The 19267-nt window shown below is 34.2% G+C and carries 20 protein-coding genes; 6 read left to right on the top strand and 14 right to left on the bottom strand.

The features are described 5' to 3' along the window. Positions 1–473: 473 nt before the first annotated feature. Positions 474–668, bottom strand: a complete 195-nt coding sequence (locus GMA17_RS06095) for a hypothetical protein (RefSeq protein ID WP_066249704.1) — start codon at positions 666–668, stop codon at positions 474–476. Positions 669–818: 150 nt separating this feature from the next. Here GMA17_RS06095 and GMA17_RS06090 point away from each other — a divergent pair, with 150 nt between their 5' ends. From GMA17_RS06090 to GMA17_RS06080, 3 genes are read left to right on the top strand one after another with little or no spacing between them, the layout of a single operon-like run. Continuing rightward, positions 819–1574: a hypothetical protein gene (locus GMA17_RS06090; RefSeq protein ID WP_066249708.1), complete on the top strand. Its 756-nt coding sequence runs from the start codon at positions 819–821 to the stop codon at positions 1572–1574. Between the two features lies 1 nt (position 1575). Then, positions 1576–1971: a DUF5675 family protein gene (locus tag GMA17_RS06085; protein ID WP_066249712.1), complete on the top strand. Its 396-nt coding sequence runs from the start codon at positions 1576–1578 to the stop codon at positions 1969–1971. 59 nt (positions 1972–2030) lie between these two features. Continuing rightward, positions 2031–2255 carry a hypothetical protein gene (locus GMA17_RS06080; RefSeq protein WP_066249715.1) on the top strand — a complete coding sequence of 75 codons (225 nt, stop codon included), beginning with the start codon at positions 2031–2033 and terminating at the stop codon, positions 2253–2255. 526 nt (positions 2256–2781) lie between these two features. Here the strand turns inward: GMA17_RS06080 and GMA17_RS06075 are convergent. From GMA17_RS06075 to GMA17_RS06065, 3 genes are all read right to left on the bottom strand, one after another. Then, positions 2782–3075, bottom strand: coding sequence for a helix-turn-helix domain-containing protein (locus GMA17_RS06075; RefSeq protein WP_066249720.1), 294 nt, complete (start codon positions 3073–3075; stop codon positions 2782–2784). Positions 3076–4161: 1086 nt separating this feature from the next. After that, positions 4162–5700 (bottom strand): Fic family protein, encoded by a 1539-nt coding sequence (locus GMA17_RS06070; RefSeq protein WP_066249727.1) that lies wholly within the window; start codon positions 5698–5700, stop codon positions 4162–4164. A gap of 383 nt (positions 5701–6083) precedes the next feature. Beyond that, on the bottom strand, positions 6084–6962 hold the full coding sequence (locus GMA17_RS06065; protein ID WP_248400146.1) for a DUF4238 domain-containing protein: 879 nt from the start codon (positions 6960–6962) through the stop codon (positions 6084–6086). A gap of 240 nt (positions 6963–7202) precedes the next feature. Between GMA17_RS06065 and GMA17_RS06060 the strand changes: the two genes are divergently transcribed. Further along, on the top strand, positions 7203–8396 hold the full coding sequence (locus tag GMA17_RS06060) for an ImmA/IrrE family metallo-endopeptidase (protein WP_066249735.1): 1194 nt from the start codon (positions 7203–7205) through the stop codon (positions 8394–8396). Positions 8397–8406: 10 nt separating this feature from the next. Further along, positions 8407–8952, top strand: a complete 546-nt coding sequence (locus GMA17_RS06055) for a hypothetical protein (protein WP_066249737.1) — start codon at positions 8407–8409, stop codon at positions 8950–8952. A gap of 224 nt (positions 8953–9176) precedes the next feature. Here GMA17_RS06055 and GMA17_RS15480 read toward each other — a convergent pair whose 3' ends face one another. Together GMA17_RS15480 and GMA17_RS06050 are read right to left on the bottom strand one after the other, a co-directional pair. Next, positions 9177–9308 (bottom strand): T9SS type A sorting domain-containing protein, encoded by a 132-nt coding sequence (locus GMA17_RS15480; RefSeq protein ID WP_082985879.1) that lies wholly within the window; start codon positions 9306–9308, stop codon positions 9177–9179. Next, complete coding sequence (locus GMA17_RS06050; RefSeq protein WP_066249742.1) at positions 9293–9757, bottom strand: endonuclease; 465 nt, start codon at positions 9755–9757, stop codon at positions 9293–9295. Before GMA17_RS06050 ends, GMA17_RS15480 begins: the two co-directional genes overlap by 16 nt. 221 nt (positions 9758–9978) lie before the next feature. On the opposite strand from GMA17_RS06050, the gene GMA17_RS06045 reads away from it, so the two are divergent. Further along, positions 9979–11058 carry an AbiH family protein gene (locus tag GMA17_RS06045; protein WP_082985880.1) on the top strand — a complete coding sequence of 360 codons (1080 nt, stop codon included), beginning with the start codon at positions 9979–9981 and terminating at the stop codon, positions 11056–11058. A 154-nt stretch (positions 11059–11212) separates the two neighbouring features. Here the strand turns inward: GMA17_RS06045 and GMA17_RS15385 are convergent, their stop codons facing one another. From GMA17_RS15385 to GMA17_RS06010, 8 genes are all read right to left on the bottom strand, one after another. Continuing rightward, positions 11213–11344 (bottom strand): hypothetical protein, encoded by a 132-nt coding sequence (locus GMA17_RS15385; protein ID WP_255365490.1) that lies wholly within the window; start codon positions 11342–11344, stop codon positions 11213–11215. Positions 11345–12025: 681 nt separating this feature from the next. Then, positions 12026–13258: an MFS transporter gene (locus GMA17_RS06040; protein WP_066249745.1), complete on the bottom strand. Its 1233-nt coding sequence runs from the start codon at positions 13256–13258 to the stop codon at positions 12026–12028. Next, a complete protein-coding gene (locus GMA17_RS06035; protein ID WP_066249749.1) occupies positions 13259–15376 on the bottom strand; it encodes a copper-translocating P-type ATPase in 2118 nt (705 codons plus the stop codon). It abuts the gene before it with no gap. A gap of 18 nt (positions 15377–15394) precedes the next feature. Further along, positions 15395–15688: a phosphoribosylpyrophosphate synthetase gene (locus GMA17_RS06030; protein WP_066249755.1), complete on the bottom strand. Its 294-nt coding sequence runs from the start codon at positions 15686–15688 to the stop codon at positions 15395–15397. A gap of 6 nt (positions 15689–15694) precedes the next feature. Further along, complete coding sequence (locus GMA17_RS06025) at positions 15695–16273, bottom strand: hypothetical protein (protein ID WP_231931269.1); 579 nt, start codon at positions 16271–16273, stop codon at positions 15695–15697. A 175-nt stretch (positions 16274–16448) separates the two neighbouring features. Continuing rightward, positions 16449–16988 carry an AAA family ATPase gene (locus GMA17_RS06020; RefSeq protein WP_248400144.1) on the bottom strand — a complete coding sequence of 180 codons (540 nt, stop codon included), beginning with the start codon at positions 16986–16988 and terminating at the stop codon, positions 16449–16451. A gap of 17 nt (positions 16989–17005) precedes the next feature. Next, a complete protein-coding gene (locus GMA17_RS06015; protein WP_248400142.1) occupies positions 17006–18379 on the bottom strand; it encodes an MBL fold metallo-hydrolase RNA specificity domain-containing protein in 1374 nt (457 codons plus the stop codon). A gap of 43 nt (positions 18380–18422) precedes the next feature. Further along, a complete protein-coding gene (locus GMA17_RS06010; RefSeq protein ID WP_248400140.1) occupies positions 18423–19265 on the bottom strand; it encodes a restriction endonuclease in 843 nt (280 codons plus the stop codon). Between the last annotated feature and the right edge of the window lie 2 nt (positions 19266–19267).

Below are 19267 nucleotides of genomic sequence, written 5' to 3'. Positions count from 1 at the left end.
TTTTTAAGTAACTTTTATACACATAACTAATTAGGGTCAATGGTTAGATAAAGTGAATTGATTCTGAACCTGAAACTAGTTAAGATTGACATCCTATACGCTTGGCAGATGTTTTTTGAAATTTAGAAAATTAGGTGTTTATTAGGAAAATTATGAAAAGATTTAGACCGGTAGATGTTATTACAGTGGTACTGGAAAGGAATTTATAACAAATAGGGTTTAACTTTTTATAATTTGAAAAGGCTGGATTTACTACATGTTAAAGGTATAGCCGCCTTGAATTATTTTAATCTACTTTATAATAAAAGTATCACTTTCAATTTCATAAAATGCAAAAAGCTCCACTCTTTGAGTGAAGCTTTATTTTGCGTAGAAAGAGGAACTATCCAGTTCCTCTTTCTACGCTGTGTATCAACTAATTAAACATCTAAAAAATATGGAGTGAACCGAATAGTGAACCGAACCGTTTGATTCTAAATGAATCTATTTACCATATCTTCTTCAATACCAGCATATTCTGAAAACTCCTTGATTGTTAGGACCTGATGATCCTTTTTGTCTAAATGCTCTTTTATTTTTTTAAACAGCTGGCGACTATAGCGTTCACTTCGGCCAGTGATACGCATAATATCTTTTGGGTAAATACATAGTCTTTTGATGTTGCTCATACTTTATCTATGCTTTATCTATACATGATCCTACCATCATCTATAGGTTTAAATTGGCAAAAAAGGCACTTTTCGGCATGGGCCGGAAGTGCTTTTGGGATTGCTTATTAAAGATACGGAGTTTTGATAAAACTAAAAAACTTTGAAACCATGGCAAGACAAACTGGTATTATAAAATTAAAGGGAACTCTGGATGATATTTCCTTTTACAAGACAAGCGACGGGCATTTGGCGCGTACTAAAGGCGGTATTGATGGTAATCGTATTGCGAATGATCCTGCGTTTCAACGAACGCGTGAAAACGGTTCTGAATTTGGGCGTGCAGGTAAAGCCGGTAAGCTGATTAGGAATTCGATTCGGGTGTTGCTGCAGAATGCCAAAGACAAACGAGTTGTTAGTAGATTGACTAAAGATTTGGTGGCTATTATTAAAACGGACCTTGTGAATACAAGAGGTGAGCGAACCGTTCAAGGTGGAGATTTAAATAGGCTTTTAGGTTTTGAGTTTAACCTCAACGGTAAATTAGCTTCTACTTTATTCGCTCCATATAATGTGGTTTTAGATCGCGTTTCTGGAAGTGGGGATGTAACATTAGCGCCTTTTAGTCCTACTGTGCGTATTGCGTCTCCAATCGGAACTACGCATTTCAGCATTGTAATGGGTGCTGCCGAAGTCGATTTTGTGAATGAAACCTTTGTTTTTGAAACAGATGCGACTGGTATTTTACCGTATACGGCTCCAGATACGGCTGCTATTGCTTTGAATGCCACGCTTACTGCTAACTCGGTGTTACCGATTTTAGAGGTTGTTGGTATTGCCTTTTATCAAGAAGTGAATGGCGAGATGTATCCGCTTAAAAATGGTGCTTTTAATGCACTTTCTGTAGCATTAGTAGACACCTTGTAAGATGGATTTGCTGCTCCAAAGACAGTATTTTAAAGAGGGTACCAATGGTGCCCTCTTTATTAATGGTCGGTTTCTCTGTTTTATGATTGAATTGCCTTGGCTGGAAAATAAGCGCTTGGTGTCTTGTATTCCCGAAGGGGTTTATGAATTAGAACACCGAAATTCAAGTCGGTTGGGGAATCATTTACATGTGAAGTCGGTTGCGGGTAGGCAATTGATTTTGATTCACCAGGCTAATGACGCTGCAACTGAATTAGAAGGGTGTTTGGCACCGGTAAGTCAGCTTTCTGGCATTGGCACTGGATGGTCCTCTAAATTGGCGATGCAAAAGTTGCTTTCGCTTTGTCATCAAGCTTTTGAACGCAAAGAACTTATTTTTTTAACCATTAACCATTAACCACTAAAAGCCCTCCCTAAAAGGAGGGAATGACGAGCGGTTAAAAAAAACATAATATTATGAATTTAGTAGAACGTTATAAAAAACCGACCCCGAAGTTTTTCAAGATATTGAGAAATATCGGTATTGCTCTTGCCACTGCTGGCGGTGCTATTATTACAGCTCCCATTAGTTTGCCCGCCATTGTTATTACCATTGCCACTTATATGGCCGTTGCCGGAACAGTGGCTACAGCTGTGAGTCAGGCGGCTGTTATTGATAAGCCTTCAGATAAAAAAGAATAGGATGGATTTTGGTAATGTCCATACTAAAATCGGATTTTTGGGCGGCACGCTTTTTTCTATCGCCTTAAATATTAGTTTGGATGCTATTCTGTTCACGGTTGTTATGGCTAGTATAGGGGCTTCTGTCAGTTATTTAGTGGCCAAACTTTTAAATTATATTTTCAGTTTCTTCAAAAAATAGGCAAAGGCTCTTTCTTAAAGGGCCTTTTTTTATGTTCTTTATCTAAAAAATATATAGGCGTATTCTGCTAATAGGTCGTCAGTGTTCTTTCGTTATACATGTTGTTTTAAAAACTATCTATTCCCTTTCATATTTTTTTCGGAAGAAAAGAAAAAGAAAAAAGAAAGCAAAAAACCTGTAGCCGAGGAAATACTGTCAAGTTTTTTGGATGAAAGTTTTTTAGCGAACTTAAGCCTATAAAGGCCCCTTTGTTTATTTAAAAAAGTTTTGTTCAAAACCCGTAGGGCTTGAACTTTATAGTATTATAGTGGGGCTGGAGGGAGGCTACTATCTTTGTTGTTTTTTTTATTTTAATCTTCTAGTTTGCTTTTCTACAATTTCTAAAACTGTTTGTTTTTTATAATAAACGCGATTTCCAATATACGTAGCGTTTAAAATTCCATTTTTAGTCCAATGATGTATTGTGACTAAACTTACTTTAAAATATTCGGCTGTTTCTTTTCTGGTTAATAATACTTCATTTTTTGTAGCGGCAATTTTATTTAAATAAGCTTCAATTTTTAGTACTAGTTTATCTGCTACTAGGTTTGCTAATTCATCGACTGATACTTCTGTAATTTGAATTGTTTTTGTTATCATGTTTGTTTTTTTTTGAAGACTAAAGATATGATTTCAGCAGGTAATCCTTAAGGCGCGAGCCGGCTGCGAGTTTAGCAAGGGTGGTGTGGTAACAGCACGTTGCCTTTTTCGGCAAAAGTGCGTACCACAGCAACGGTTTACCGCAAGGGTGGCGCATTTTTTGATGTTTTTGTTTGGATGGTAACTGACTGTTTATGTTATGGCAAGTGCGACGAATAAAAGAGGCCACGGAAGGTTTTGGTAATCGTTTTCATTTCAGGCTTGGCGCTTACTAAAGCGCGTGTATATTGATGTATTTAATGGTGTAGGCGCATGTTCTTTGAATGATTACTTATAGCCAATCCGAAATGTAAAAACGATTCGGGCAGGATGGAATGGCCGATTGCATGAGTTGCTCTTGCATGTTTTGCAAAATAGGATAACCCCTTGAGATTACAGGTTGGTCTAATGCGAAAAAAATTGATTGTACTTAAAAGAGGTCCCTGCTTTCGCAGGGATTCAGGGGTTATCTTATTTGCAAACTTGACAGGTCAAAAAATATGCCACCCGCAGCCCCACATATTTGAAGCGGCAGTCGTAATCAAATTTTGAATCATTTGAATTTAAAAGACACTATTGATTTATCTGGCTATTATATATGTGGGGTTTGGCCGCAGCGACCCGCAGGCTCGCATCATATGAAGTAGCGGTTTTACCCCAAATACATTACATGCGCTTGCGCGCATACCTAAAAGGGGTTTGGGGTAAAAAAGTAGCTACGGGTGAGGAGGGAGTGAATGTGTGAAATAAAACAAATAAATAGTGCCAACGAGGACGTCTCGCCGCAGTGGTACTATTTATGGTATATGCAAGCCTTGTAATTGCTAGGTTTTATAAGTGTTGCAAGCTTATTTTAAAAAGCAGTATACCGAACGCATACCGAATTGGCTTGCAGATATGTTTTATGGAACAAAATGGAGCGACTGACGAACACCTTATTACCTGCCTTCCGAATTTTTAAGTTGACCAAGGTGTTAAACCGAAGTTGGGTTTGTGTCTGATTTATGGGTTTTTAACAGACATCCTCAATAAACTTAAAAAATTGAATTAAAACACTTGAGCAAACTTCTTTTCAATATTATTTAGTATCTCATCTGATAACTCTTCAAAGAATTTGTCTTTTTTTGCTTGAGATAATTTACCGTTATTTTGGATTAAAAACTTAATTAATAAGTCGGTATCTGTATTTGGAAGTGTTGCCATGGCATTGATGTATTCTGCCATTTCATCATGTTGTTCCAAAAATTTAATTTCGTTTGGAATTATTTCCTCAATAGTTTCTTCAACACATGCATATAAAAATTCTGCTTGAAGCGTTAGGTCTGCATAACGATATAAATCTATTGTTTCGTTTAAAATTTTAACATTATGGTCTTCTGTTGGAGTCCAATCAATTAATTCTAGCCTAGGCTCTGAAAACGCCTCTAGCACTTCCTGATACTTGCTTATATTATTTAATATTGCAGCAGATATTGGAAAAATCATATCTCTAGTTGTATAATTCTTTCTTATTAGAATATGGTGCATCAAATATCTGTGTAAACGGCCATTTCCATCAGAAAAAGGATGAATAAACACAAACCCAAAAGCCATAACCGTGGCCATTAAAACAGGGTCGTATTGACTCTGGTTTAGTATTTTATTGGTTTCAATAAGTCCATTCATAAGTACCGGCAAGTCCTGTACTTTTGCGGAAATGTGATCTGGAATAGGTGCAAAGGTTTCTCGGTCATGTTCCCCAATAAATCCTTCTTGAGTTCTCAATCCCATTTGCTTGAGTTTGTTTTTACCAATTACTATGTTTTGTAACCGTTCTAACTCTTGAAGTGATACTTCTTTTTTACCTGCTTGGCCAATGGCTTTCCCCCAATTTCTTGCTCTTTGGTTTTCGGGTTTTTCTCCTTCAATAGCAAAAGATGCTTTGGAATCTTTTAGTAATAAAAACGCGGCTGTTCTTCTAATTAAATCTTTGTCTTTCCCTTTTAGATCGAATGCCATTCTATTAGAAAAATCTTTTTCTTGAAAGGTCTCTATTTTATCTGTTCTATGGATCATCGGGCAAAAGTCTCTGGTGCCAGGTAAGTTGTTTTTTACACGATGCCTTGTTGAATTTATTGTTGGTCCCGGATATTGTAGTTTCTCATTTACTACTTCCACATAAGTTCCTGTTTTTAGGTCTAGGATATCTAGTTCTTTTCCTAGCAGCCATTCATATAAAAACCATATTCGTCTTGCATATTGTCCTGTAGGTTCTGATAGGATGTATTCTTTTATAGTTCCTTCACCTAAATTAAGGAAGAGTTGTTTTAAAATATATAGATCGATTCCTTCATACTTTATGGCAAATACGATATGACTTATTATATCCTTATTTGGTTTGTGGCGCTTGGTGAAAACTTGCCATCTATCTGTATTATATCTTTGATGTTTATCTGTTACTATGGCCAATTTACTAGGCATGGGAACAGCTATGTTTTTTTCTTGTATAAGAAATTCCAACAAGAGGGCATATCCTGCCAAAGTTCCAGGTTCTGGTGTGTCTATGTTGTGAAAAACAGTTATTTGTTGTGAAAAATAGTTATTCATGTTGCTTTAGTATGAATTATGTTTACAAATATAACATGAAAAAGTGTTTAGTTTGCATGAAAAATGCTTATAATGTTGTCTTAAGCATGAAAAAAAGTAATAATTCATCGTGTGATTGTTTGTAGATAAAAATATTCGTTGCATGATTATTTTATTTTGTTTCCCACGCGATGCAATCGCGCGGGAGCGGGGCAAAATCACTTGGTCTTATATTTTCTAAAATAAATGGACTCCAAAACCTAATAATCTTCAATTTCCACCAAACAAAATTTAATTAAATAGCAGTTGCAGAATATTAAAAAAGCCCTAAAAAGGGCTTAATTGTGTTTTGGTCATAAATTTTTAAAGCTTTGTGCAACGGTTACCGGTGTTGTGTAACGTTTTTATTTCAGTCTATTAAATATATCAATTTTTAATTCTTCAACAGAAATATTATAGTTTAAAAAATTATTTTCTAAAATATCAATATATCTTTCATCTGTACAACTTACATATTTTATTGCTTGTTTATAAACTAAAGTATCTACCATAAGCCTTAAGTAAGCTGGGAAATTTTCTCTTCTATTCGTCTTTATAAACAATCTATTTCCAGATAAAGGGAATAGATAATCGTCTTCATAAACTTTCGGCATATCGGTTTTTTCGAAAATCACTGGATTGTCAGAACACAAGTATGGAAATTTATTGGTACTTTCTATTATTGTGTAAGGTGTTCTACAATTAACTCCTCTCATAGAATCCATTAATGAATTGAAATATTTATAGCTTTTTAGAAAAGGTTCACTATTTTTAAATTTGTCCTCAATTTGTTTATTATTATTATTATTATTTCCGCAATTGTCTTTTATGGCTAATCCCAAAGTATTTAAATCGTTGTTGTTTATGAAATTTTTTAATTCTTTCGTTCTGTGAGGCAAACGCCAATACATTAAGCTGACAAAATGATTTATTGCTGGCATATCATCTTCATCAACATTGAAACGATTGTCATTGCTTGAAGAATTTATCTTTTCGAATAGTTTTGAAGCATTATTGTCAAAATGGCTATAATGTTCAGTTTCTAAAAAATCCGTTTCAGATTTATTGAATTTTATTGTGTTGCCATCTTTTTCAAAAAAGTAAGATTCAGGTGAAAAGTCCTTTCCGTTTTTAATGAATCTTTTTTCCCGAACATTATATATTTTAAATTTGTTTGATTCTTTTGTAAAACCTTTTAAATAAAAAACAGGTAAGTAATGATGTCTCCAGGATTGATGTTTCATTCAGATTACGAGGTTTAAGTCAAATGTTACACAACGATTATGTGTATGATTAGTGGCGTCGATAAGCACGTAATTTAGCAAATAAAAACCGAATAGAAAATCAGCGAGGATTTTCGTAAGTATGAGATAACCAAGCAATTAATTATAAACGGTGTTGGGTGTGGTTTTTAAGGGTAAATTCCCTCGATTTTGTAAATATGTCGATAAATTGTTTATATTTGCAGGGTAAATACTCTTTTTATGAAAGAATCTAATATAGATGATTTATTGAAATCAATCTTTTCTAATGATGAAAGTTTTGATATTAGTAATGAATTTGAACAAAAATTATCTGATTACAATGTCAGTAAAACAAAGGCTTTAAAGCTTTTAAATATTGATAAAGATGTTTTTGAACAAATCATTAGTGGTACTGCAAAGCAACCAAATTTAATTCATGTTGTTAAAATTGCGGAATTTTTAGATATAAATATTGATAAATTCATTCAGATAGTTTTAAATAATCAAAGTAAGGTAAACATTGGATCAATTGATAATGCAAGAAAAGCGACCTTTTTACTAAAGAATTTTGATGTAAAAACTTTAACAAAGCTTGGTTTTTTTGATAAAGATTATGATACTGATGAATTAGTTGAAAAGGTTCTTACGTTTTTTGGTTATTCATCTATTCAGGAGTATGAAGATGAACTTGTCGAGCCATTATATAGTAGAACGAGAAGGAATTTTTCTGATAAAATGAAAGATTTTTGGATAAAGTCAGCTTATCAAACTTTTAGGGTTATTGACAATCCAAATGAATACGATAGAGGAAGATTAAAGGATTTAATAGTTAAAGTTAAACCTTATTCACAAGATGTTAAGGATGGTCTTTTTACTGTTTGTAAAGCACTTTATAATATTGGTGTTACAGTAATATTTCAAGACTATTTATCAACAACTCAAGTAAGGGGAGGCACTTTTATAGTAAATGGTAAACCTTGTATTGTACTAACTGACTTTAATAAAAAATATCCTACTATTTGGTTCACGCTTTTACATGAATTACATCATGTGTTATTTGATTTTGATTTGATAGAGACTAATAGCTTTCATTTAACGGGAGACGATGATTTATTTTTAATAGAAGATAAAGCTGATTCGTTCGCAAGAGACTTTTTTATGGCAGAAGATAAATTTCATTATATAAAAAAGTACATTAATAATCCTTTTTTAGTTTCAAAATTTGCTGAACAAAATGAAATTCATATTTCAATTGTTTATTCATTTTATACTTGGTATCAAGATAAACTATATGAAAAAAATTATCATGCAGCATTCAAGGATTATTATCCAAATTATAAGGAAGCAATAGGTAAGTTAAGTCCTATTTCATGGGATGATTTGAGTATTAAAGAAACAAGTGAGCGAATTAAATCGATTTTAGAAATTAACTAATATAATTATAATGGCAAAAGATAAAGACTTAAGCAGAAAAGTAGAGCTAACAGAGGCTGATTTGGAAAGAATGGAACTTTTGCAGCAGGCAAACGAAAAGGTTGGTAGACAATTAACTATTAATTCTGAACAAGGCAATATTGAGGAAATTGATGAATTAAGAGAACTGATAGGAAAAGAGTTTGAAAATCCAGAAGAAAAGTACAATATTTATTATAAAGGTATTCGTAAATTATTGATGGATTATTTGCCAAAAGGAAAAGAGTTTAAAGAAGTTCGAAATATAATTTATGACGAAAAAAACATCTTCCTTAATTCGGGTAAACGTAAGTCAGATAATAATGGGATTAGAAAGTCTGATGGAAGAATGACTTTTCAGCCAGTAATGAATGAGATTTTAGATATTATTGTGAAGTGGGTGGGAGATTCGCAAAATCCATTTGTCATTTATAGAGAATTTTATGAATTGAATGAAAAGCATGGTTATGGTCATGAAGAATATGATAAAAGCGCTTTAAGTGTTTCAAAAGCGATGTTAAAATTGAGCAAAAATTAACTTTATACGATTCGGTTTTCAAATTACACCCAACTCATTATATAATTACTTTTATCCCGTATTACTCTTATCCCTTAAATAAATCAGGTTATGGTATCTTTTAAAAGTGCCTGTTATATGGTTTATTTTACTGTTGATAAAATAGAATATATGTATTAATAAACATTGTGGTTATCCGTAATGTGCTAATAAATTGTGTCTTTTTATGGCCTCGTCATTCCATTTTAGGTTGTTTTGATCATTTTATTTATTTGGGTTGTGTTATTGAACATTATGTTAAGGAAGTATAAACCGTTTTCTAGAGTGGAGATATCTATTAATTCTGTGGTGGTTGCTGTTTTTACTTGTTGGCCCATTGTGTTGTGAATGTGTAATGATAACTCTTGGTTTTTGTATTTCCTTTTATGTAAATATAGTTTGATGTATAGGTTGGGTATATGGTTAATTGTTCGAATTTTTTTTCTGGAATTGATAAGGTTCCCCAGGTGTCTTCTGCTTCTTGTCCGTTCCAAATTAGGGTTGCTAGGTATGGGTTATCAATGTAGGGGTTTCTGTTGCCTTGATTTTGATAAATGATTTCGTTTCTATCTCTTTCAAATTGTGATACTGGGTCTTCGGCATTACATTTTAAAAACACATCTGGCATATCTTGGAAAGGGGCGTGGTCGGTTGTTCCGAAGCCTATGTTTAAGGCTTCGCATTGATTTGGGTATCTTGTATACATATACATGATAATGCGCGCTACATCGCCTTTATGCTCGTCGCCGGGATAGAAGTTTCCTAATTGGGTTATGTGGAATACCATTTTTTGCTATTTGTATTTTATAACAGCCTAAAAATAGGAATTTATATGGATTTGGTATTGAGGTTTCCCGTAATGCATAGATATTTTTGGTTTTTGTTTAATAATGTTGACTTCCATGTTGAAAACTATAAGGGAGGTTTTTGTAGGAGTTAACTTTAATGGGGTAATTTTGAATAGGTGTAGATGTCTTGGGTTAAAAGATTATTTTGAATTAGAAATTTATGGTAAAAGCAGTGAATAGAATTGTATTGATTGGAAATGGATTTGATAAAGCACATGGACTTCCAACCGGGTATTGTGATTTTATGAATTATTTAGTTAATCGTGTTGCTCGTTATGAGAAGATTGATAATTCCAGATTAAAAAAAGTCATTAAAGGCCGAGAATACAGGGATTCTGGAGGTTTTATTGGTATGATACACAAGAATGGAAATGATGATGAATGGCTTGGCGTTAAACCTATTAAAGATACTAATAAATTTAAATTGGCAGTAAACCCTAATAAAAATTCTATCTTTTTTGGTTCTTTAATTCGAGATAATGACCGTTTGGGATATTGGTCTGATTTGGAGGCGCATTATTTTAAGTTGCTTTATGAGTATAAAAATTCTCCAAAAGATATAACCTTAATAAATTCAGAATTTGACCACCTTAAAGAACTTATTGGTGAATATTTAAAAACAGAAGTTGAAGATAAAACTGGTATTGTAGATGGTTATGACATTCCTAATTCCCATTCAGTGTATGATTTGCTTAAACATGAAACTAAAGGTTTCCATTTTGAGAAAACGTATTTTGTTACTTTTAATTATACTTCAAAAATTTTAATTGCCTATTTAAAGCGTTTAAAAGAGGAGACAATGGATGAGAACCTTTCTATATTGCCTATTCATATTCATGGCGATTTAAATGATTTTGAAAACCCGATTATCTTTGGTTATGGTGATGAAAATTCTAAAGGTTATCACGAGTTAGAATTACTTTTGGAAAATAACTTATTAAAGAATTTTAAAACCTTCCAGTATCTTCGGACTAATAAATATAAAGAGGTTCTAGGACTTCTAGAAGAATCAGATAACATATACGTCCAATTAATTGGACACTCTAGCGGATTATGTGATAAGGCCTTGTTAAGAACCATATTTCAACATGATAATGTGAAGCATATTGAAGCCACCTATTACAAAAATGAATCGAAATATTTTGAGAATCTATATAATATCTCTCGGGTATTTGATGATAATACGCTTATGCGGGAAAAGTTAATTTCTTTGGATGATACATTTAAAGTTGAAGGATAATTTTTTTGTCGTTTAAATTGGGAAATTGAATAAGTTGAAGTTTGGTGTATTTATGAAATCAAACAAAAAAAATTCATCACATTTCTTTAATTCAGCTTTACTTTTAAGTCCGTCGTTAATAAAAAGATTCCTAGGTATTTTGAATATATTTTAATTAGTCGCCTTTCTTATGTTTATGAGGTTTTAAGGATGGTGTATTTTTAGGAGTTTGCTTATTATCTCGTTGACGTCTGTCTGGTTTTCCCGTAGAATCTGCAATTCTTTTTGGTCCTGGTTTAATTCCCATAGTTTTTAATTTTTGTAGATATTAATTTATAAACTACAAGTTCGTTAATTTTTGTGATATTTATATTTAAACTTTTTAACATATTAATTGATAGATGTTAATAAATTAATATGGTTGTTTTAGGATCACAATATATAAAAGAATTTCTATCACGTTGGACAACTTTTATATCTGTACTAATATAATTGTTATTGGTTATAATGGAAGAGGTATTGATAGATTTGGTTTTTTATAAACTAATTCTATAAGGTGTCTGTGCAGCAATCCTTTATTTACCAGGTCGTGTATTCTCTAATCTACTGTTGCACGTTTCATGTCTTTATCAAACTGCCTGTAAAAAGTAATGATGTCGCTAACCTTTACATAACCAATATTTGAAAATGTCTTTTTAAGCTCTTCGATATGTCGTGTATTTGTTATGATTTTATATGTGTTTTTATACATGTAAAAAAAGCAAAGATTCGGCAACATTTAATTATACTGCCGAATCTTTGTTGTCTCTTGTTTTATTGATTCTTCAATTGATTACTATTTGATCTTGAACTTGTATTTGTTGCTGTTATGGTGCTATTGTGCACTATTTTCTCTTCCTTAAATTATTAAAAAGGGTAGTGGGATGGTATGTGTATTAGTTATTAATTTAGTTAAGGGTGTTTTTATGATGTTGCCTGCTTGATTGAATTAATTAGAGTTGCTATCCTTATTGTACCGTTTCAGCATATAAACCAATGCAATAGTCATTAATACTATTGTTCCTGAAACGATAAAAGGATAATAAAAACCACCTGCAAGTAGCCAGGTTCCGAGAACGGGTCCTAAAATTTGCCCCATACTATTTGTAGAACTTTGTATGGATATATTTCTGCCTGTATTTTCTTTAGATGTTAATGAGACTGCTGATAATAAGTTTGGCGTGACCATAGCAGCACCTGCTGCGAATACACTGATTAATACATAGACTAAAAATTCATTTTTGAAAACAGGAAATGCTATTAGGGATAAACCAGATATTAGTAAACCTAAAGCAATTTGTTTTTTTGAGGATAAAATTTTCTCACCATAATTTGCAAAAATGGGCTGTAAAACAGCCATGACAGAACCGCATAGCATAAAGCCAATAGCGACTTGATTGCTGTTAAATTCCAATTCATCTTTCCCGTAAATTGAAAACACGGTTTCAAATAACGTCACAACAAATTGTAGCACAAACGACAAGGTTAATAGCATAATAAAATAGTTGCTAAATGTGAAGCGCAAGGACATTTTTTGTGTAACAGTCTTATGAACTCGAACTGTGTTCTTTAGCCATTTCATTATAACGAATAAGACAATCAATCCTAAAAGGGCAGCAAACAAAAAGGGCACTGAAAATCTGTCTAAATGCAGTAGGCCTATGGAAAATTTAATATGAATGTTAGTTTGAGACAGAAAGCCACCAATGACAGGGCCGAAAATAACCCCAGAACTAATGGCAACACCAGACCAGGCCATTATTTTTGTTCTCTGTTTATTTGAAGTTATGTCGCTTAAATAAGCATTGCTAACAGGAATTACGGAGGATGTAAAAATGCCTCCAAAAATTCTTGCGATATATAGCATGGTTAAAGAGGTTGCCAGACCCGTAAGTACTTGCATAATTACAAAACCAAGCAGGCCACAAATGATAATAGGTTTGCGCCCGTATTTATCGGAAAGCTTTCCCCAAACCACTACAAAAAGTAATTGAAAAAGTGGATATATGCTGGTGAGCAATCCAATATGGAAGTTGATTAGATTGGTATCGAGATTGTCTTTTAAGGCTAGTCTTTCGGTGTAGTAGGGTAGGGTTGGTAGTAAAATACCATACCCTAACATTACTACAAATAAACTCAACAGGATTAAAAATATCCTGTTGAGTTTTTCTTTTCTTTCCATTTATTTTTTACCTATTTTTCGCTTTAATAATTGTGCATTAATAGCCACAATAATGGTGCTTAAACTCATTAATACAGCTCCTACTGCTGGGCCTAAAACAAAGCCTGATGAATATAATACACCAGCTGCTAGTGGAATAGCTATTACATTATATCCTGTAGCCCAGATTAGATTCTGAATCATTTTATTGTAGGTAGCCTTTCCAAATAATATTAAGTTGGCAATATCTTGAGGGTTGCTATTCACTAATATGATGTCAGCTGTTTCAGCAGCCACATCGGTGCCCGAACCAACAGCAATTCCAACATTCGCTTTGGCAAGTGCCGGTGCATCGTTTACACCATCACCTGTCATAGCTACAAATTCTCCTTCATTTTGTAACTTTTCAACTATTTCCACTTTTTGATGCGGCAGAACTTCAGCATAATAACCATCTAAACCAAGCTTATCGCTAACTGCTTTAGCTGTTTGTTCATTATCGCCAGTAGCCATCAACACTTTAATATTATTCTTTTTAAATATTTTAATAGCTTCGGCAGATTCGGGTCTTATTTCATCAGCAAGGGCAATGTATCCTGCTAGCTGTCCATCAATTAATATGAATACAACAGTTTCAGCAGCATCACTATACGCATCTTCAGGAATAGTAATTTTTTCATCCCTTAAATAACCAGGACTAACCACTTTTACTTGTTTGCCTTCTACATTTGCCTCTACGCCTTTACCCGTAATTGCATTAAAGTTTTCGGGTTTTGGGATGGAAATATTGTCTTCTTTAACTCTCTTAATAATACCTACTGCAATAGGATGTTCCGAACTCTGTTCCAAAGCGCTGGACAGTCTTAAAATTTCTTCGGTTGCATACGCTTCATTAACAGATTTTATGCGTGTTACACCAAAATCCCCTTTGGTTAGGGTTCCTGTTTTATCAAAAAGCAATACTGAAATTTTACGTGATTCTTCAAAAGCAGTCCTGTTACGAATCAACAATCCGTTCTGTGCAGATACTGATGTAGAGATTGCAACTACCAAAGGTATGGCTAGACCTAAAGCGTGTGGACAAGCAATAACCATAACGGTAACCATTCTTTCTAAAGCATAGACAAATGGAAAGCCTAAAATCAACCAAACTGCCAACGTACCAAAACCAATCGCCAAAGCTATATAAGTCAGCCATTTTGCTGCTCTATCGGAAAGGTTCTGCATTTTAGATTTGGTCTTCTGGGCTTCCTCAACCATAGTGATAACCTTGTTGAGATAACTGTCTTTTCCTGTATGTTCAACTTTTACTTTTAAGGTGCTATTACCATTTACAGAACCACCAATGACCTTGTCTTTTTCATCTTTTTTTACAGGCTTTGATTCTCCCGTGAGCATCGATTCGTTCAAATAGCTTGAACCTTCTACTATAATACCGTCAGCTGGTACTTTCTCTCCGGGTTTTACCAATATCACATCATCTTTTAATAAATCTTCAAGTGCGATATCTTCAATAGTATCACCTTTAACGCGATGTGCTTCCGCAGGCATCATACTTACTAAAAGTTGTAGAGCTTTCGATGCTCCTAGGACACTTTTCATCTCAATCCAATGCCCTACAAGCATAATTGCGATTAGCGTTGCCAGTTCCCAAAAGAAATCCACACCTTCTAAACCAAAAACGGTTGCAGAACTATAGAAATAGGCGACACTTATTGCCATAGATATAAGTGTCATCATCCCTGGCGCACCATTCTTTACTTCGGAAACGAAACCCTTAAGAAAAGGCCAACCACCATAGAAATATACAATGGTAGAAACCGCAAACAGTATATAAGGATTACCAGGAAGTAAGAACTCATATCCAAAAAAATCTTGAATCATTGGCGAGAAGAACAAGATAGGGATGGTTAGGACTAGCGTTACCCAGAATCGTTTTCTAAAGTCTGCTATCATCATTTTATGATGGTCGTGACCCATTTTCCCGTGACCCGGATTATGACCAGAATGGTCTCCATCACCCTTTTTCATTTTGGAATGATCCATTTTTGAGTGGTCTTCTTTTTTGTGTTTCATCTTTGAATGATCCATTTTAGAGTGGTCCATTTTGTCGTGATTGTGATTTTCGTTATTTTCCATTATAGTATTGTTTAAGTGTTATCGTAATTTTTTCCGCATTGCTTCTGAAATATTTTCGGCATATACGCCATAGGCATCTACCAAAAGACCTTTAATGCCTTCTTTAGAAGATATTGCATATAAAATGCTATTATCACCGGTACTGCTCATTCCTTCAAAGCGATAGATTGTATCTACTTTAAAATCTTCTGGTCGAATCTCAATTTTCAAGGAAGCACATTCCAGACATTCTGGCGTTAAGTTGAAATCATAGGGATATTCGTTTACCTGTAAATCGTTTATGGCTTCTGATAATGTATCGTAATTTTTCATTTGTTTCTATTTATAGGTTATTGTAAAATAACTTTTATCTTCTTCTGTAAATTTCTGAAAGGTCAATAAGCCGTTTGCATTTAATTTCTCGTTAACGATATAGTTGAGTTGCTTGATGCGAATTCCCCACGCATAGGCCTTGATATTGACTTTTGATTTAATATTGTTTTTGTTACTATTCAATTTTCGGTCGTAAATTTTTATCGTGCTTTTTGAACCAAAAAAATTCAATAAGCCCGAATCAAAACTCATTTCCAGTTCTATATCTTCAAGGTTATTTAAATCATACAGCTCTTTAAAATTTGCGGATGTGGTATTGATTTCGGTTTCCTTTGATTTTGGGTTTGAAAATGGAAATGCCATTACCATCACACTCGCCTCATTTGGTTTACAGCGATAGGTAGTTGTATATTTATCGGTGGATTTTTTGTCTTTGTCATATAATTCTGTGATTACCTCTATTTCGAAATATCCATTTTTCTCTATTATTTCACCAGCATCAAAAGTTTGCTTGTTGAGAAAAGCACCTTCTTCATCAAAATTCTCCCGAATGACAACTCTGTCTGAAATCTGCCCAATGAGCATTTCAGTTTGTGCTATTATACTTGTACAGCCCAAAATAAAATAGAACAATAGAACCTGTGTCATCATAAGTTTAGTGGATGTTTTATGGTTTTGTTGATTGAAAGTATCAAGAGTTTTCTTCATTATTTGAAACTATTGTGGTTAGAGATTACATACAAATAGATTGTCATTGCTATTATATATTGTTTAAAATAAATTCTACACGCTCCGTTGGTGGCAAAACAGGAACAGTAACTATCGGAAACCCTAAAACGGTGTACACATCTATTATTAATTGATGTATTATCTTTTGATCTTCTTCGTCTTCGGTTCTTGCATAGTCTTTGGTGAATGGCAGTCGGTCTAAAATGAAAATTTTTTTATATGAGGTATTTTTAACTGCGCTGAGCAGTTTCTCATCATAGTCCAACTTTAAAAATTGATAGTATGCCATAGCGTCTGGTATGGCTCTATCCAAAAACACTAAATCTTTGGGCTGGATGGCTTTTTCTTGTTCTATTTGCATATCCAGAACTCCTAATTGAAATTGCCTTTTATTGTTCCTTATTTCTTCAACCGTTTGTCCTTCAATACGCATAGTGTCTATATAATGCCGTGCGTGTTCAATGGTTGTTTTGTAACCTCTTTCAGCCAACATATTTATCACGGTAGTTTTTCCAGTGCTCGGACCACCGGTTATCACATGCCATTTGTTGATTGCTCTTTTCGTTTCCATTTTATTTGATTTAAGAGTTATACATTTTCGATACTGTATAGCTGCGGGATTTCAGCATTCCATCCATAGGTTTCCTTTATTCCTTTTTGAAGGGCTTCCGCACTTTCTTTTTCTCCGTGCACAATAAAAATTCGCGCTGGCTTATTTTTTATTTTGCTCATCCAATCAATTAATTCAGCGTGGTCTGCGTGTGCCGAGAGGCCTTGAATTTCGGCTACTTCCATTTGAAAGGATACCGTTTTTCCATACACTTTTAATTCTTTTTCGCCTTCCAATAATTTTCTGCCACGAGTGCCTTCAGCTTGATAGCCTACAAAAAGCAAGGTGTTATTTGGGTTTTGCGCTTGGGTTTCGAGATAGTTGAGCATTCTTCCACCTGTAAGCATTCCACTTCCAGCAATCACAATTTTTGGTTTGTCGTCTGTTCGTAACTCCATAGTTTCCCGATAACTGCTTACAACCGTGAAATGTGAACACATTTCATCACATTCATTGTCTTCCAATCTGTGCCAATCCCTTGTACGATGAAACAATTCCAATACACTAGCTCCCATTGGGCTATCCATTATCATTTGTACTTTTGGAATTTTCTTTTCTTTTAATAATTTCCAAAAAATCAGCATCATCAGTTGGGCACGTTCTACTGAAAAACTTGGAACAAATAAACTACCGCCTCTATTGATCGTGTCATTAACCAATTTTTCAATCTGCGGAAGTGCTTCCGCTTCGTCAGGATGAAATCTTCCTCCATAAGTGGATTCAATGAAAAGCACATCCGCTTTTTTTGGTTTCAGAGGTGGATAAAGCAATAAATCATTGGTTCTTCCAATATCTCCTGAAAAGACAAAACGCTTTCCGTGGACGTCCAACTCGATGAATGTTGCACCAAGGATATGTCCATTATACTGAAATCGTGCCTTGATACCATCAAATAATGGAATCCATTGGGATTGTGGAACGTTCTTAAAATGTGGAATGGTTTTTTCAACATCTTTTAAATCGTACAATGGTTCAGCAGGACTGTGTTTGGAATAACCTTCTTTGTTGGCACGTTCGGCTTCTTGTTCCTGAATTTTTGCACTATCATTCAGAATGATTTTGGCAATATCCAGAGTAGGATTGGTGCCGTAGATAGGCCCATTGAACCCTTGTTTGACTAATCTTGGCAGATACCCTGTGTGATCCAAATGGCCGTGAGTAAGCAATACTGCGTCAATTTCTGAAACTTTTACAGGTGGGTATTCCCAGTTTTTAAGGCGCAATTCCTTTAAGCCTTGAAAAAGTCCGCAGTCTATCAGTATTTTTTTATCTTCTGTGTCCACTAAATATTTTGAGCCTGTTACGGTGCCAGCTGCTCCTAAAAAGTGAATGTTTATGTTGTTAGTTTTCATCTATTTTTATTTTAAGATTGTTGAACTTTTATATTAATAACTCTTAAGTGCTTTTACATAGCGCTTCTGAATCTTCTAAAATGTTTTTATGTCTTTTTTTATCGACTCCTATCTGCTCTAACAACGCAGGATTTTCGTGAAGCTCTTTACAGAGCACAATGCCTGTATCCAATAATTTTGTCTTTTCGGTTTTGGTAAGCGTTGTTAAGGCTGTTAATGGATGAAGCCCCGACTTATCTATTCTATCTTTTAGACCGTCGCCCCTTGGGTAATCCCAACTTGTCAACAACAATCCCACACATTTGCCATATTGTAAAGCATCACTTGAAAAGCGTGTATTGGTGAACAGAGCTCCTTTATGACCTTTAGATTCGTGACCTTCTTGGCGCTTCCATTGTTTTTCCACATCTAAAAACCTTGAATGGATATATAGGGGGATTTTAACATTACAAACCCGCCCTTGATCGCTATGGTATTTACATTCAATCATATAATGGGTATTGTCTTTTTGCGCTATCACATCTATTTCGTGTTGCACGCAATTGCCCTGCACAATCACACCAACTTGTGTTGAAAACCCTTCGTGTGCCAATAGTTTGCCAACCAACTTTTCAAAAGGGAAGCCAGAAGGTCCCAATTCCATCAATGCTTTTTTGAGCTTGTACTTTGAAGCACTTAATCTTGATTTGCTCTTTAGCATTTTGAAAGCCAATTGATAGATTGTTTTGGTGGACATTCCTTCTTCAATCTGCTCTTCTATCTTTTGGGCTATATCTTGAACAACAGTCTCATCTGCCTGGGAACGACGCAAAGAATTGATGAGTTTATTTACATCAAAAGCTTGGTACTCCCCAGAATATTTTTTTATTAAAACTGATTTTTTCATCG

Source organism: Bizionia sp. M204 (genome assembly GCF_023205095.1).
Taxonomy (GTDB): domain Bacteria; phylum Bacteroidota; class Bacteroidia; order Flavobacteriales; family Flavobacteriaceae; genus Algorimicrobium; species Algorimicrobium hallyeonense.
This window is presented reverse-complemented; position numbering and strand designations above follow the sequence as displayed.